Raw genomic sequence first — 15,471 nt, forward strand, 5'->3', positions numbered from 1 at the left:
ATGCCTACCCTCAATCCTGACACCCACGCATGTATCGGCGCCGGCATCTGCACGAACACCGCGCCCACGGTGTTCGATCTAGACGAGAGTGGTCTGGTCCGCTTGCGAACCGTCGACGTGGATCCCTCTGACGTCGAAGCCACCGAAGCCGCGATCGCGATCTGCCCGGCGCAAGCGCTGGCCTGGGCACACAGCTGACCATGTCCAGGACCGTCATCGTCGGTGCAGGAGCTGCGGGGCTCACCTGCGCCAAGCATCTCCGACAGCTCGACGACGCCCGCACTATCATCGTGCTCGACAAGGACCCGGACGTCCCCTACGAGCGGCCCCCGCTGTCCAAAGCGCTGAGCGGGGCCGGATCGGTCAGCGGCGGCAGGGACGAGCTCGTCAAGGTCGGCATCGACGTCGTACTGGGAACGGCACTCCGCGTGAATACCGTTGCCCAGGTGCTGAACACCAGTCGTGGTGACATCGCCTACGACGAATTGGTGCTCGCTCCGGGATCTCGTCCGCACCGCCCCGCATGGGTCTCCGACGAGGTGCACGCGTTGCACTCACTGGATGACAGCCGTCGACTCCGGGACGCAGTGAGCGCAGCGCGCACCGCTGTCGTCATCGGTGGCGGGTTCGTCGGCGCCGAGCTGGCCGCGTCGCTGGTCAGTGCGGGAGTTCAGACAACATTCGTGTTTCGCGAAGACGCCCTCTTCCGAAATCGCCTCGGGGAGGCGGTGTCGGACCTCCTCACTCGTCTGCACGCGGACGCCGGAGTGAGGCTCATCCCCGGCGCAGCTGTCGCCGGTGTGGAGCCGGGCCAACCTGCCCGTGTCCTGCTGACGGACGGAACGACTCTGCCTGCCGACCTCGTCGTGGCGGGAATCGGCGCTCACCCCGACACGGAATGGCTTTCCGACACGTCCCTTCTCGCCAACGACGACACCATTCGCACAGACGAGTCCCTCAGCACCCCCGCTCCCGACGTGTGGGCCGCCGGAGACAGCGTCAGTTGGATTGGATCGGACGGATCCGTCATGCGATCCGCGCACTGGACAACGGCCCGCTCACACGGACGCCATGTCGCCATCGACCTCGCCGCCGCCACGCGCACCCCATTCCTCGAGGCGCCGTACTTCTGGTCCATGCAGCACGGCAGCTTGTTGCAAGGCATCGGCCACATCGACCCACGGTGGGCTGAAATCGACATCGTCGCCGGAACAGGTCCAAAGCCTGGCCTCCTCGCCCGCTACTTCCTCGACGGCGAACTGGTCGGCGCCGTCGCCATCAACCACCCACAAGGCTTCATGGCCGCCCGAGGCGACGTGGAACACCGCGCCGCTTCCACCCATACCCGCTGAGACACCACCCGAAAAGATTGTCGAACCCGTCATGAATCAAGAGAACTCACCCGTCCCCGCCGTCACCCTCAAGTCCGGCGTGCTGACCGCCGGTGGCATCGCGCTCATCGTCGTCGCCGCAGCCGCCCCGCTGAGCCTCATCGCCGGTTACGGCCCTATCGGATTCCTCGTAGGTGGAATCGGCGCTCCCGCTGGATTCCTCATCGCCGGGGTTGTGCTGGCCATGTTCATCGTCGGCATCCTCGCGATGACCCGCTTTGTCACCAAGCCGGGCACCTTCTATGCCTACATCGGTGAAGGACTGGGCCCGTCCGCCGGGACAGGAGCCGCCGCGCTGGCAATCACCGCGTACCTCACTATCAACATCGGTGGAATGGGGATCGTGAGCGCAACTACCCAGAACCTCATCCTGGTAGCCACGGGGGTCGATATTCCCTGGTGGGTTCTCGGCCTGATCATCACAGCACTGATCTGGTATGTCTGCCGTCGCGGCATCGACGTCGGCGTGAAAGTACTAGTGCTGCTCCTTGCCGCAGAGGTCGGCATCCTTGTCGTCGTCGCGATCGCCGTCCTCGCTCGCACCGGCCCAGCTGACCTCAGCTTTGCCTCGTTCGAACCCGCCAACGTCTTTACACCTGGGATGGCCGCGGCCGCGCTCGTGTGGTTCGGTGCATACTTCGGCATCGAATCGACCACCATCTACCGCGCAGAAGCAAAGAACCCGGCCCGAACCATCCCTCGCGCGACCATCATCTCGCTGGTGTTCCTCGGCCTGTTCTACTGCTTCGTCGCGTGGGCTATCGCCCAGGCGTTCGGCGTTCCTGATATCGCCGCAGCGATCGGGGAAAACCCGACGGCACTGATCTACATCATCGGTGACTACTACCTCGGCCCGTGGGCCGGTCTGACTGCGCAAGCACTTCTCGTGGCCAGCTCCATTGCGTCCGGGATCGCGTATTTCAACGCGGTGAGCCGCTATGGACATTCCATGGGCTCGGACGGCATCCTCCCGAAGCTCGCCATGCGCGTACACCCGAAGTTTCGCTCCCCCTCGTTCGGGAACGTCCAGGCCATCGTCACGGCCGCGTTCGTGCTGATCTTCGGGCTCCTCGGACTCGACCCGTTCCTGCAGTTGACTGTCTGGTTCTCCAGCCCGGGAACGCTTGGACTCATCTCCCTCATGGCACTGGCGTCCATTGCGGTCTCGGTGTTCTTCGCCCGTCCACGCGCAGGGATCACTGCGGCCCGACGTGTCATGTTCAGCGTTCTCGCCGCAGTCGCGGCGATACTGCTAGCGGGAGTCGTGACGATGATGATCCTGAACATCGAACTGCTCACCGGCGCTGGAGGCATCTTGAACACGATCGTGGTCGTTACGCCCGTCGTTGTCTTCGCCGCCGCCTTCATCGGGAGCGCAATTCGACGCAGGTCACGCACGCCCGCCGCTGCGGAGAACGCGCTCCCGCAGCCCCAACGCGTAGAGGGAGTGTGAGCCGCGTGCCCGAGTCGCGTGTCGACGTCGTGTTCACCGGCAACTTCTGGACCGCAGGTCTTCCTGGACCGGTGACGGGCGCCGTGGGCATCACCGGGGACGTGATCACCGCCGTCGAACATGCACCCTCCGCAGTCGAGGAACTCACCTCTTCAGCGCGAAGGGTGATCGAGACCGGCGACGGTCTTCTTTTGCCGGGCTTCCAGGACGCCCACGTTCACCCGATCATGGCTGGCGTTCGTCTGCAGGAATGTGCACTTCATGACCCGGAGAGCGCAGAGCAGTTCCTCGACGCAATCGACCGGTATGCGCGCACCCACCCTGACCGAGAGTGGATCACCGGTGCAGGATGGACCTTCGCCGCTTTCCCCGACGGCGGTCCCCGCAGAGAACTGCTGGACGCAATCTGTGGCGGCCGCCCGGCAGCGCTGGTCGTGCGAGACGAGCACGCCGTTTGGGTAAACACCGCAGCTCTCGAACAAGCCGGCATCACCTCCACCACCCCCGATCCGATGGGTGGGCGCATCCAGCGCGACCGGTCCGGCGTGCCCACCGGGGTGCTGCATGAAGCCGCGATGGCGCTGCTCAACGATGTGAAACCCGTACCGTCGGCTGCCGATCTGGACACCGCACTGATCGCCGCGCAGCGCACCTTGCACACGCATGGCGTCACTGCGTGGCAGGACGCGCTGGTCGGCAACTTCGGCGACATCGCCGACGTCTACGACACCTACCATCGCGCCGCCGCCGCAGGCCGCCTGACGGCTCGCGTGAGTGGTGCCCTATTCTACGAGCCCAGCCTCGGCATCGACCAGATCGCCGAGATGGCCGCGCGAAGAGACGCAGCAACCGGCCTGTTCACCACCCACACGGTGAAGATCATGCAGGACGGCATCCCCGAGAATCACACTGCCGCAATGCACGCACCGTACCTGGACGTCACCGGGCTTCCGACCGACATCACCGGTGACTCCCTCATCGCGCCAGACGTTCTCGACGAAGTAATCCACGCGCTGCAGTCGGCCGGCTTCGACATGCACTTTCACACGATGGGTGACCGCGCCCTCACCGAAGTGCTCAACGCGCTCGAAAAGACACCCAATCCGGGTGACCTTCGACACCAGATCGCACACTTGCAGTCCGTCCGACCGTCGGACATCGCTCGATTCGCCCCGTTGAACGTCACCGCGAATATCCAACCGCTCTGGGCTGCGCACGGACAACAAATGGATCACCTGTGCATCCCGCTGATCGGGGCCGAGCGCGCCGATCAGCAATTTCCTTTCGCCGACCTTGCGCGGGCCGATGTCCGGCTCGCAGCAGGTAGCGACTGGCCGGTCAGCGACCCTTCGCCAATGCAGGCCATCCACGTCGCCGTCAACCGAGTCGCGCCGGGATCTGACACCGACGCGCCGGTATTCATTGAACGACAGAGACTCTCCCTCGTCCAGGCACTGACCGCTTACACCGTTGGCGGCGCGTATGTGAACCGGTTGGACCGCACAGGCACAATCGCCCCTGGAATGCTCGCCGACCTCACCCTCCTCGACCGCGACCCGTTCACCACTGCACCGCTCGACCTGCACTCCATCCTGCCGATCGGCACTTTCGTTGGCGGCACCCAGGTGTGGGCCGCGGACGAGTACCAATTTCCCGCATGACGAGACCGTCAAATCGTAGAGAGATCGTGTTGGCTGCAGAGCGACTGTTCATCGAACGCGGCCATGCCGCCACTCTCGATCAGATTGCACAAGCCGCGGGTATCTCGAAGGGCGGACTCCTCTACCACTTCGGCAGCAAGGAGGATCTTCGGGCCGCTGTGTGCCAGGAGGTCGTCGATCGCTTCTGGGTGGCCGTCCACCGGCTCATCGAGAACGATGAGCGCTATGCCGGCGTGCTCTTGTCCGCCTACGTTCGCGCGCTCACCGGCGATAGTTCTGACGCCGCCCGCATATTCGCGCCGAGCGCGCTGCCACCTCTGTTCAGTGAAACGCCAGCCGCTGTGGAGGTCCTCCGCCAGGACGCCGAAAAGTGGCGCACTGCGTTCGCTAACGACGGGATCCCGCAACAGCGATCACTGGTGATCCGACACAGCGCGGAAGGCGCCGCAACCGCAGCCGCGGAAGGCTACATCGACGACAACGAGCGAACGATGATCCGTCGCGAGCTTCTCACGATGATCGAAGCCGCCTCCGCACTTTCATTTTGCTGATTCACCCCGAGTGCGTCCGCGCTTAGAGCCGAAGCGCGCCCATCTGCTGGCGATCACTGTGGTCCCTGGTGTCGAATCTCTGGAGACGTCTCGAGCGTGGCTCCCCACACAACCGGCAACCCTCCGAGCACCGAGGCTCCTGCACGTCCGCAGAATTTTCGAGCTCAAGGTACCGAGCGCGAGCCCTCTGGGATCGAAGCGGCCTTGGGCGCCACCACGATCGCTCCGATTCGGTCCGCGGTGTCGACGCCGGCACCCGATCCACACGCTGCCGTGACTCGAGTTGAAGAGCGCCTCTCCGCAGCTCAGCCCAGATAGGGCGTAGCGCGATCCTCAAGGAAGTGATCGATCCTCAATTTCATTGACGGGTGCATCCGCAGGTCGGGTACCCGTTCAGGCTCGATCCATGCGATGTCTGTTGACTCCTCGTCGTACGCGAGCTCGCCGCCGACGAGCCGGCTCGTGTAGCAAAGCGAGAACTGCTGTCGCACCTCGCCATCGTCGTACTTCATGACATGCCGCGGGTTCGTGTAGACCCCGACGAGACCCGTGATCTCGACATCCAACCCGGTCTCTTCCTTGACCTCCCGCACGGCGCACTCTTCCATCGACTCGCCGAGCTCCATGCCTCCGCCCGGAAGTGCCCACAGTCCGTTGTCCTTGCGGTGGACGAGTGCGATGCGTCCCTGATCGTCGACGACGACGCACGTGGTCGACGGGACGACACTGTTCGCCGGCGGTGCGTCGGGGTCGTTGTAGTAGTCGATGCGAGCCATTCGCTGTCGCCTTCCGTCAGTAGCCGAGGGGGTAGATCACGGATCGCGAACTCGCCCAGATTCGTTCAAAGGACTCCGTGTAGTTCTGCCAGAGTTCGTCGTCGGTGTCGCGGGGAATCTCGAAGACGGGATTGTCGCCCGCTGGCGAGCCCAAGATGTGGTGGTTCGCGTAGAGGGTGTCGTCGATGAAGAACATCGTCACGTAGAGCGGCGTCGAATGCGTGCGAATCTCGATCCCGTCGACACCATCGAGAGGCTCAAGTCGCGAGAGCGTCATCCGGCATCTACCGGCGAGGGCGTCACCAATGCGCTCCTCGATGCCGCGCTGGTGAACCGAGCCGGAGCCTGGGTCACCGACGGTGATGCGCACCTGTGTTCCGCGATCGGCCGCTTCGCGCACGATACGCAGGAATCCGTGCACGTTGTCGAACAGAAACGTGCCGCCGTACATGCAGATGTCGATGCGATCGCTCGCGCCGGAGAGGAGCTCGCGCCACAGTTCGATGGGCACCTGTGCGCGAGAAGGGAACATGCGCACCATTCGCGCAGACGCATAGATCGCGGATCCACTGCCCACTCGGGGCCACAAGTCTTCGGCGTCGCACTCGAGAACGGTGGCGATTGCTTCCGCTACTCGCAGCTGCGGAGTGGTCTCGCCGTTGAGCGCCCGGACGATGGTGCGTTCGTCGCATCCCGCCCGCGTGGCGAGGTCTCGGGGGTTCACTCGCTTCTGCTGCATTTGCTCTGCAAGGCGGCGTCCGGTCCCCGTACCGTGCGGTCGTTGTCCCGTACCCATCGCATCCTCGCGCCAGATCTCGTCAGCAGTCTTTGACCCAGTCTGACTTAACTCTGGTCTTTCTCCGACTGCTCTGGCCGTGTGCGATCTCTCGCATGACCTTTCCGCACCGCGAGCACGGCGAACAAGTTCGGAGGAACTCGGCAGCGCACCTCCCCATCAACGACGCCCGCCGCAGATCGGGCTCGCACGCCCAGGGAGGTGGCCAGGTGACTGACGATCAGCATCCGCGCATCAGCGAAACAGGGAGGCCGGCATGATCATCGGTGAACTGCTCCAGATGGCCGGTGGGATGTCGCGACGCGAGGCGGCCATTACTCTCGCGCGCGCTGACATCCCGGTCTTCCCGTGTATCCCGGGCGGAAAGCGCCCGCTGACGCCGTCCGGATTTCGCGACGCGACGACGCGCGACTACCTGGTCTACAGGTGGTGGAAGCGGTGGCCCGACGCCAATATCGGCATGCCGACCGGCCCGAAGTCGGGTTTCGATGTCGTGGACGTCGATGTCAGAGGCGACGAGTCAGGCTTCGCTGTCTTTCAACAAGCGCTAAGCGCCCATCTCGCTGACGGCGAGATTGCGCGCATTCAGACGCCTTCCGATGGAATGCACGTTTACTACTGGACTGACGTCGCGCAGCGCTGCTGGCAGGCAGCAGGCGCGCATATCGACTTCCGCGGAGACGGCGGATACGTGGTTGTTCCACCGTCTGTCCTCAACACCGAGCGAGGGCCGATCGCCTACCGAGTAACATCACTGGGCAAGCGAGCCGAACGACTCGATGCCGTCGCACTCCGCGCGTTCGTGGATCCACGACCGGTCCCGATGAGTCACACGCGCTCGACGGGCCGCACGAGTACCGCGGCGCTCGCGAGGTGGGTCTCCCGGCTCCAGGAAGGTGAGCGCAACCGCGGCCTGTTCTGGGCAGCATGCCGTCTCTTCGAGACGGGCACATCGCCTCGGGATGCGATGGCAACACTCGTCCCGGCGGCCCAGCATGCCGGACTGGAGACCCCCGAAATCCTCGGGACGATCCGCTCCGCATGGCGCAACAGCAGCGCCGAGCCGTACGGACCAAAGTTCACAGCCTTCGCGAACCCGGCGGCCCGAGATCGCCGTCCGGGATCGGGACCGTGCCTATCGTGAGCGCGTCCCGTTTCGACGGCATCCGGGTCGCCACCACCACCGCAGTCGCCGGGACGATGTTCATCGCCGGCGGGGCCTTCTGGCTCTCCTTCACCTCACTCGAAGACCTCGCACACCGTTCCGGCATCGGTGCAAGCCAGGCATGGGCCTGGCCGCTGATCGTCGACGGGATCATTGTCGTCGCGACCGTCGCAGTCGTCGTCCTCGCAAGCTCACGGGCCGTCTGGTACCCATGGCTCCTGCTGATAGTCGGGGCAGCTGTCTCCGTGACCGCGAATGCCATCCATGCGATCCTCGCAGCCGATGCGGATGTGCCAGCGGCTCTCGCGGCTTCGGTGGCGGCAGTCCCGCCGCTTGTGCTCCTGGCGATCACGCATCTGACGTCGATACTCGCCCGCCACGCCGCTCGCAATGGCACGGCTACCAGCCAGCCGGTAGCCCACGAGAGTCATTCCTCCGCTCCCGCGCCCTCCACTGACGAGCGCGTCACCGGCCGCGCCGAAGCGGCCGCGCTCCAGGCGTCCGGCTGGTCGAATGCCGCGATCGCGCGCGAGCTCGGGGTCCACCCATCAACGGTCGGGCGCTGGTTGAGCGTTCCGCTCGGCGCACCTCACCCACAACAGCAGCTTTCACCAGGAGGGCAGGCAGATGAATGAGAAACGCCAGGATGCCGAAATCGAGTACACCCCTAGGGTGACCGACGCGGTCGAGATCGAGGTCAAGGAGGCCGAGCGTCCCCGGATGCTCCGGCCCGCAGCGGGCACTCGCGCAGCGCGACACGATCGCCTCGCCGAGGTGCGTGGCGTCACCTGGATGCGCATTTCGGATGCGGTCGCCATGGGAGGCGGCAAGGTCGCTGGCAGGGGGCTCAACCTCGAAGCGGCCTTTGTCCGAAGCATCCGTCGCCAACCGGCCGTTACCCGACGCGCAATCAGCGAACGCGCCCACCATCTGGCGCCGCTGGCATCGTTCGGCAGCACTCGACGCATTCACTCCGTGGGGCGCGACGCGATGGGCCGGGGGTGAGTGCCATGCCTCGATCAACTCATGCGAGTACCGACCACTCGTTCAAGAGCCCTGAGGGTCTGCGAGCCCTTCTCATCCGGCTGCAACAGAACGGTGGCGCCGGCTGGCGCGCGGACGCCGAGGCCGCTGCACTGATGCGCCACGCGGCCGACCGCTACGCAGCACTCGCGCGCAAGCACGGGCTTGACCCGTGGGAAGCCGCGGCTGCCGCGTTCGACGCGATGCGTTCGCCATCGATCCGTCGCGCCGACGATCCGTGGGCGATGGTGACCCGCGCCGTCCAGGTCACCTGCATCGCGGAGGAACGCGCACGCGGACTGCTCTGTTCGGTGCACCAAGCACGGCGCGCTCACTACTCGGCCTTTCACGATGCCGAACGCTTCAGCGATCGAGAGAACCCGCTACTCGAGTACCACCCCGCATTCAGGACAGAACCTGTCGACGTGGACCCATCGCCGCAGGCGGAAAACGTCGGATCGGCTGTCGAGGATGCCGTCGCGCTCTTCACCCTGCTGGGGTGGCCTGCCGAGCGCGCCCGCACGGCGATCGAGTACGTGTGCACGCGACTGGCTGACTCGCCCTCGCGCTCGTCGGCGTTCGAGGCTCTCCGCCGCGACTACAACGCTCGCGCATTGCTCGATGTCCCTCAACGCGCGTGGACTGCGATGCTTCGAGTGCTCCTCGGTCACCCCGACCCCGCTTTTGCGCACACGACGTTCGGCCGAGGCATCCTTCTCCGCCTTCTCGTTGGCGAGCCGCTCCGCGCGCTCCTCTCGGACGAGCAGATCGTGGCAGAGATTGCCGGGCACGTGCCGAGGTCTGAGACATGAGCATCCGTGGACACATCGAGCTCGAACGCTCCATCGACTCCATTCGAGTCGGCAGCAGGCATCGAGTCGATCTGGGTGATGTCGGCGCTCTCGCGGCATCCATCGAGAAGAACGGGTTGCTGCAGCCACTCACGGTGACACCCGAGGGCGTGCTGGTCTGCGGCGCACGACGGCTCGCCGCGCTGCGGCAGCTCGGCGTTCGTACGGTCAACGTCTGGGTGCGAGCTGGGGTGACCGATCGTCTCGCTCAAGTGCTTGCGCAGCAGGATGACGATGCCCTGCACAAGGCGCTCACTCCGACCGAGTCGGCCTCGCTCTACCGAGAGCTCAAGGGTCTGCTCGCCGAGGACGCCGCCCGTCGGCAGGAGGCGTCGCGGTTTACCGCGAAGCAACTGGGCACCGAAAGTGCCGGTGCCGCCACGGTGGCGCAACCGTCAGCACCGAAAGGCGACGCTCGCGCGCAAGCAGCGGAGTTCGTCACCGGGCGTCGTTCCTACACAACGCTCGAGCGGATCGGCGAACTTCAGCGCGTCGCGGCAGACCTGGCCGTCGACGCGGCGGTGCGGGCGGATGCCGAGGCGGAGCTTGCGAGCATCGATAGTGGCGCACCCGTCGCTCCCGGATACCAGCGAGTAAAGGCTCGACTCGCAGCGCCGCCTACGTCCGCTCGCCGGGCGGATCTCGAAGCGCTCGCCGAGCTCGCACTCAAGCGCGACCGAGTTGGCTCGAAGCGCCCGACCGTCGGTGGCGAGGTCCGCCAACAGCAGTCGACCGGCGGCGAAACCAAGCTTCCCGTCCGCGCGTTCGTGTTCATGTGGGACGACCTACGCGACTGGTGGCAGAAGTTCGACTGCGACGAGATCGCGGCAAGCCTCACTGACGAGCAATGGCGTCAGTTTGAGGACACCGTCTCGGGAACCATTGCGTTCGCCACCGAACTGCGCGAAGCGCGGGCCAATCGCGACCTCGCGCCGAACCTCGCCGCGGGATAGCTGCACCGTGCGGTCGCGTTCGCGCACCTCTCAGTCGGGCACCCCTTCCGATGGTGTCGGAGCGGAGCCTTCATGCGTACACATCGCCCTCACGGTCGGCGTCTTTTCCTTGTTGCAGTGATCGCTGGTGGTGTCGCGCTTCTGCTACTCGTCGGGTGGGGTGTCTACGGACTATTGCGCGGGCCGTCGGAGCCGCAGCATCCGCCCGCAACGACATCGACGACGGATGCCTCTCCCCCGCGTTCTGCTGAGGTCGGCGTCGGCCCGCGTGCGATCTACCCCGCGCGCGATCCCGAGGTGTTCGCGCGACAGATCGCTGATGCTCTCTTCACGTGGGACACACGCGCGACGGCGGACCTCAGCGAGTGGGCGCAGGTCATCGTCGACGTAGCCGATGCCGACGAGGCGCTCGCTGCGGCGAGCGATGTCCGCTCGTATCTCCCGACGCCGGGCATCTGGCAGCAGTTGCGAAGCTACGGGACGCGGCAGTGGCTTGTGATCGACTCGGTTTCCGTCCCCGATGCATGGTCCACCGCGGTCACCCAAGCACAGCCCGGCCAGCTTCCTCCAGGCGCAACGGCGTTCACGGTCGAAGGCACGCGGCACCGCGAAGGAACGTGGGGTGCCGAGCCAGTGGCGACGAGTCGATCCGTGGCGTTCACCGTCTTCATCGCCTGTGAACGCGCGGAGCCGTGCCGGCTTCTTCGGCTCTCCCAGCTCGACAACCCGCTGCGGTAAAGCGACCGAGGTCAACATGAAGCGGGTTATCGGAATCCTGGTCGTCCTGATGGCGGTCTTGCCCGCGACCGGACTGGTATCGGTCGCGGTGTTGATGACGACAGCCTCCCGCACGTGCGCGACCGCACCGCCATCCGTCGGCGATGAGGCGATCATCGTGCCCGAGACATCGGGCCTGGTGTTTCCGCTTTCGGACGGTACGTACACCGACACGTCGAGCTATGGCTGGCGAACAGACCCGTTCACGGGTGTGCGAACTTTCCACGAGGGCAGCGATCTCGCGGCGGCGAACGGCACACCGATCCTCGCAATCGCGGACGGCGTCGTTGCCTTCGCGGGCCTCAGCGGTGGATTCGGCGGGCTCGTCATTCTCGAACACACCGTGGACGGTGAACGCGTCGCGTCGTCCTACGCGCACATCTACGAGAACCGGATTCACGTGACCCGCGGCGCCACGGTGACCGCCGGGCAACACATCGCAGACGTCGGCTCCGCGGGCCGATCTACCGGCCCCCATCTGCACCTGCAGATCCACCCGGGCGGCGTAGATCAGCCGACCGTGAACGCGCTCGAATGGCTCTCGCGAAGTGGGGCTGCAGGGGTCACGGATCCTGCACCTGCCACAACCTCATGTGAATCGGTGGAGGCACCATGAACAGCGCGGTCTTCCCCAATTTCGGCGCCGTCGGCGGTGCTGGCGAACTCCGTGAACTGATCGGCGCCCTGCTGATGGTCACTTTGATCGCGGCGGTGCTCATGCTGATCGTCTGCGCCGTCGCGTGGTCGCTCGCCTCATCGAACGGCCAGTACCAGTCCGCCAGCAGGGCTCGAATCGGGGTCTGGGTGAGCATCGGCACCGCGGCAGTCGCCGGAGTCGGCGTCGCCTGGCTCAACTTCCTCCTCGACCTCGGCTCCTCGATCTAGGCACTCCCCACGGCGCCCTCGCCGGCGCCGCGGGACGCCCTGCGCTCCTCCCTGATGTTCGTCTACACACATCCAGGGAGCAGCATCGTGATCGACATCACACCAAACGGGACCGGCCTTCCGGGAATCGAGCAGTTGCGCGTCATCGTCGGTGCGGTGATGACCGTCGGCCTCATCCTCAGCGTGCTCGCGCTCATCGTCGCGGCGATCGTCTGGGGCTTCGGCGCGAACTCCTCCAACCCGCATCTCGCGTCACGCGGAAAGGTCGGTGTTCTCGTCGCGTGCGGAGCGGCGATCATCTGCGGTGCGGCTGTCACCCTCATTAACTTCTTCTGGGCCGTCGGCCAGACCGTCTGACCGGCCCAGAGGAGGAGTCCGAATGAGTGTCTGTGACGTGCCCGTCATCGCGGCAGTGTGCGAAGCCGTGGGCGAGGGCACCGCATCGCTCGTCGCGGCCCCCTTCGATTGGCTCGCCCAGGCGATGGGCGCAGCGGCGGCGTGGATGTTCGAGTCGGTGTGGAGCGTCTTCGATACGACGACGATGCTCGACATCACCGAACCCGGATACCTCGATGTCTACAACGTGCTGTTCGGCGTCGCGGTGTTCGTCACGTTACTGCTCTTCTGCCTGCAGTTGATCACGGGACTCGCTCGCCGAGACCCGACCGCACTATCGCGGGCGTTGCTCGGGATGGCGAAAGCTGTACTCGGATCATTCCTGATCATCACGCTCACCGGACTGCTCCTGGAGATCACCGATCAGCTGGCGGTCGGCATTGTCCAGGCGACCGGAAACACCATGGAAGGAATCGGCGACCGCATCGCTCTCCTCGTTGCCGGTCTTGCGACAATCAACGTTGCAGCTCCGGGTGTCGGGGCGATCGTCACGATCTTCCTCGCGGGGCTCGCGATCTGTGCCGCGGCGATCGTGTGGTTCTCACTGCTCATCCGCAAGGCACTCCTTCTCGTCGCGATCGTGTTCGGACCGATCGCTCTCGCAGGTTTCGCGTGGGATGCCACCAAGGGCTGGTTCGGCAAGTGGGCGGCGTTCGTCGTCGCGCTCATCCTCTCGAAGCTTGTGTTGGTGGTGATCTTCCTCGTCGCGGTCGCACAGGTCGCGTCACCGATCGATGCGGATCTCGCGTCGGTGAGTGATCCGATCGCCGGCATCGTGCTGATGTTCATCGCGGCATTCGCTCCGTACATCACGTACAAGTTCCTCAGCTTCGTCGGCTTCGACATGTATCACGCGATGTCGAGCGAGCAGGAGGCCAAGTCCGCGCTCAACCGTCCGGTGCCGGTCCCGACCGCTCCGATGGCAGGTGGCGCGAAGAAGGTGCTCGGGTCAGCGGGGCGTGACGGAGGGGCCACCGGCGCGGCTCCGGCACCGCCGTCCACGAGCGCAGCTGCGGGCGGTTCAGCTGGCACTAGTGCGGTAGGTGCGGCAAGCGGCGCGAGTGGACCTGGTGCCGCATCCGCGGCGGGTGCGGCAGGACCCGTGGGCGCGGCGGTGGCTGGCGGCGCGATCGTGGCGAAGGATGCTGCATCCGCGGGGCCGCGCGCCGGGTCGATGATCGGTGACGCGGCCAATTCGCAGGCCCAGCAGTCGAGCACGCCATCCGCTTCGACGCCTCTCCCGCCTCACATACGAACGAGTACGGCGCCGGCTGCACCGACGACACTTCGTGACCGGAGTGGAGCTGAGGGCTCGCGATGAATCCAACCCCTGACTCGAGCCAGTTCCAGCTGGCACCGGTGCAGTTCTCGAGATTGACTCGCCGAGGCATCCTGCTCGGACTATCGCTCCCCCAACTCATCGCACTGTCAATCGGCCTCTTCACGATGGTGGTGAGTTTGTATACGTCCGGCGCCACCGGCGTTGCGTGGACGAGCCCGCTGTGGGCAACGGCTGCTGCGATCGCGATGATCCCGGTAGGCGGTCGCAAAGCCGTGGAGTGGTTGCCGATCGTCACCCGATGGGTGTGGCGCGCGTCGACGGGGCAGCTACAGTTTCGGCGCCGCATCCTGCGTCCGCGTCCCGTCGGAACTGTGGCCCTCCCTGGCGACTCTGCATCGCTTCGGGAATGGCACGACCCAGAATCAGGCGCAGTGATGGTGCACGACGCCTACGCTCAGACGCTGACCGCGGTCATCGCCGTCTCTCACCCCGCCTTCGTGCTCCTCGACCCTGCTGAGCAGCAACGCCGCGTGTCGGGGTGGGGGCGTGCGCTGGCGGGGACCTGCAGATCCGGGCGGATCGCTCGGGTCCAGGTGTCGGAGCGGACGCTGCCCGACTCGGGAATTGGACTCTCCGAGTGGTGGGCGGTAAAGGGTGTCGACGACGGCAGTTGGGCGGCTCTGGTCTATCGGGACCTCATCGAGCGGGCTGGACCGGCGAGCGAGCGGCACTCGACGACGATCAGCATCTCGCTCGATCTCAAGGCGGCGGCTCGACCGATCCGCGCATCGGGGCGAGGCATGCGTGGCGCGGCGACCATCTTGCGACAGGAGATGACTGCTCTCACCGCTTCGCTCCGCGCAGCCGACCTGACGGTCACCGGATGGCTCAGCGCCGACGAACTCGCACTGATCCTGCGCACGGCATACGATCCCGCGGTCACCGCCGACCTCGAACGCCAGACCATCACCGGCCGTTCGCTCACGGCCGCAGGCCCAGTTGCAGTGAGCGAGACGTGGGAGAAGATCCGCACGGACTCCGCTTTTCACGCCGTGCTGTGGATCAGTGACTGGCCGCGGTCGCAGGTGTTCCCGGGCTTCCTGTCACCTCTCGTCCTTTCCACCGGGATCCTGCGAACGATCTCGCTGCACTACATCCCTGTGCGCAATGATCAGGCCGCTCGCGACATCCGGCGGAAGAAGACGGAGCTTCTGAGCGACGCGCACCAGCGCAGTCGGATCGGACAGATTGAGGATGCCGGAGCCACCGACGAGTACGGTGACGTTCTTCAGCAAGAGCGGGATCTCACTTCCGGACACGGCGCATTGCGCGCAACCGGCTTGATCAGCGTGAGCGCCGCGTCACCCGACGAGCTCGATGCAGCGATCGCGACGATCGAGCAGTCCGCGCTTCAGGCTTCGTGCGAGGTTCGCCGGCTCGTCGGCCAGCAAGCCCAGGCGTTCACAGCTGCGGCGCTCCCGCTGTGCCGAGACGTGTGACGCGCGCACCTC

The 15,471-nt window shown here is 65.6% G+C and carries 18 protein-coding genes; 16 read left to right on the plus strand and 2 right to left on the minus strand.

The annotated features are described in order from the left end of the window. Genes LG299_RS06520 through LG299_RS06540 form a run of 5 tightly spaced genes read left to right on the plus strand, consistent with a single transcriptional unit; the run spans window position 1 to window position 5,056 of the window. The gene (locus LG299_RS06520; RefSeq protein ID WP_404434221.1) at window positions 1–198 is read left to right on the plus strand and encodes a ferredoxin; all 198 of its coding nucleotides are present in this window, start codon (window positions 1–3) and stop codon (window positions 196–198) included. 2 nt (window positions 199–200) lie between these two features. Continuing rightward, a complete protein-coding gene (locus LG299_RS06525) occupies window positions 201–1,352 on the plus strand; it encodes an NAD(P)/FAD-dependent oxidoreductase (protein ID WP_404434222.1) in 1,152 nt (383 codons plus the stop codon). Window positions 1,353–1,383: 31 nt separating this feature from the next. Beyond that, the gene (locus LG299_RS06530; protein ID WP_404434223.1) at window positions 1,384–2,844 is read left to right on the plus strand and encodes an APC family permease; all 1,461 of its coding nucleotides are present in this window, start codon (window positions 1,384–1,386) and stop codon (window positions 2,842–2,844) included. A 5-nt stretch (window positions 2,845–2,849) separates the two neighbouring features. Beyond that, window positions 2,850–4,505: an amidohydrolase gene (locus LG299_RS06535; RefSeq protein WP_404434224.1), complete on the plus strand. Its 1,656-nt coding sequence runs from the start codon at window positions 2,850–2,852 to the stop codon at window positions 4,503–4,505. Next, the gene (locus LG299_RS06540) at window positions 4,502–5,056 is read left to right on the plus strand and encodes a TetR/AcrR family transcriptional regulator (RefSeq protein ID WP_404434225.1); all 555 of its coding nucleotides are present in this window, start codon (window positions 4,502–4,504) and stop codon (window positions 5,054–5,056) included. Before LG299_RS06535 ends, LG299_RS06540 begins: the two co-directional genes overlap by 4 nt. Before the next feature lie 305 nt (window positions 5,057–5,361). Here the strand turns inward: LG299_RS06540 and LG299_RS06545 are convergent, their stop codons facing one another. Next, complete coding sequence (locus LG299_RS06545; protein ID WP_404434227.1) at window positions 5,362–5,832, minus strand: NUDIX hydrolase; 471 nt, start codon at window positions 5,830–5,832, stop codon at window positions 5,362–5,364. A 16-nt stretch (window positions 5,833–5,848) separates the two neighbouring features. Continuing rightward, on the minus strand, window positions 5,849–6,556 hold the full coding sequence (locus tag LG299_RS06550) for a helix-turn-helix domain-containing protein (RefSeq protein WP_404434228.1): 708 nt from the start codon (window positions 6,554–6,556) through the stop codon (window positions 5,849–5,851). Window positions 6,557–6,884: 328 nt separating this feature from the next. Here LG299_RS06550 and LG299_RS06555 point away from each other — a divergent pair, with 328 nt between their 5' ends. The 11 genes from LG299_RS06555 (at window position 6,885) to LG299_RS06605 (ending at window position 15,459) form a co-directional block, all read left to right on the plus strand. Beyond that, window positions 6,885–7,772, plus strand: a complete 888-nt coding sequence (locus LG299_RS06555; protein ID WP_404434230.1) for a bifunctional DNA primase/polymerase — start codon at window positions 6,885–6,887, stop codon at window positions 7,770–7,772. Window positions 7,773–7,828: 56 nt separating this feature from the next. Next, entirely contained in the window at window positions 7,829–8,428 is a 600-nt protein-coding gene (locus LG299_RS06560; protein ID WP_404434825.1) for a DUF2637 domain-containing protein, read from the plus strand. Further along, window positions 8,421–8,798 carry a hypothetical protein gene (locus LG299_RS06565; protein ID WP_404434231.1) on the plus strand — a complete coding sequence of 126 codons (378 nt, stop codon included), beginning with the start codon at window positions 8,421–8,423 and terminating at the stop codon, window positions 8,796–8,798. Before LG299_RS06560 ends, LG299_RS06565 begins: the two co-directional genes overlap by 8 nt. A 5-nt stretch (window positions 8,799–8,803) precedes the next feature. After that, window positions 8,804–9,628 (plus strand): hypothetical protein, encoded by an 825-nt coding sequence (locus LG299_RS06570; RefSeq protein ID WP_404434233.1) that lies wholly within the window; start codon window positions 8,804–8,806, stop codon window positions 9,626–9,628. After that, complete coding sequence (locus LG299_RS06575) at window positions 9,625–10,620, plus strand: ParB N-terminal domain-containing protein (RefSeq protein WP_404434234.1); 996 nt, start codon at window positions 9,625–9,627, stop codon at window positions 10,618–10,620. Before LG299_RS06570 ends, LG299_RS06575 begins: the two co-directional genes overlap by 4 nt. Before the next feature lie 117 nt (window positions 10,621–10,737). After that, window positions 10,738–11,358: a hypothetical protein gene (locus LG299_RS06580; protein WP_404434235.1), complete on the plus strand. Its 621-nt coding sequence runs from the start codon at window positions 10,738–10,740 to the stop codon at window positions 11,356–11,358. Between the two features lie 16 nt (window positions 11,359–11,374). Next, entirely contained in the window at window positions 11,375–12,013 is a 639-nt protein-coding gene (locus tag LG299_RS06585) for a M23 family metallopeptidase (protein WP_404434236.1), read from the plus strand. Then, a complete protein-coding gene (locus LG299_RS06590; RefSeq protein ID WP_404434237.1) occupies window positions 12,010–12,282 on the plus strand; it encodes a DUF6112 family protein in 273 nt (90 codons plus the stop codon). The genes LG299_RS06585 and LG299_RS06590 overlap by 4 nt, the downstream gene beginning before the upstream one ends. Before the next feature lie 54 nt (window positions 12,283–12,336). After that, complete coding sequence (locus tag LG299_RS06595; RefSeq protein WP_404434239.1) at window positions 12,337–12,639, plus strand: DUF6112 family protein; 303 nt, start codon at window positions 12,337–12,339, stop codon at window positions 12,637–12,639. A gap of 22 nt (window positions 12,640–12,661) precedes the next feature. After that, on the plus strand, window positions 12,662–13,999 hold the full coding sequence (locus LG299_RS06600; RefSeq protein ID WP_404434240.1) for a conjugal transfer protein TrbL: 1,338 nt from the start codon (window positions 12,662–12,664) through the stop codon (window positions 13,997–13,999). After that, window positions 13,996–15,459, plus strand: a complete 1,464-nt coding sequence (locus LG299_RS06605) for an SCO6880 family protein (protein ID WP_404434241.1) — start codon at window positions 13,996–13,998, stop codon at window positions 15,457–15,459. Before LG299_RS06600 ends, LG299_RS06605 begins: the two co-directional genes overlap by 4 nt. Window positions 15,460–15,471 lie beyond the last annotated feature (12 nt).

The sequence above is a fragment of the Microbacterium lacus genome, assembly GCF_044794305.1.
GTDB classification, from domain to species: Bacteria; Actinomycetota; Actinomycetes; order Actinomycetales; family Microbacteriaceae; genus Microbacterium; species Microbacterium lacus_B.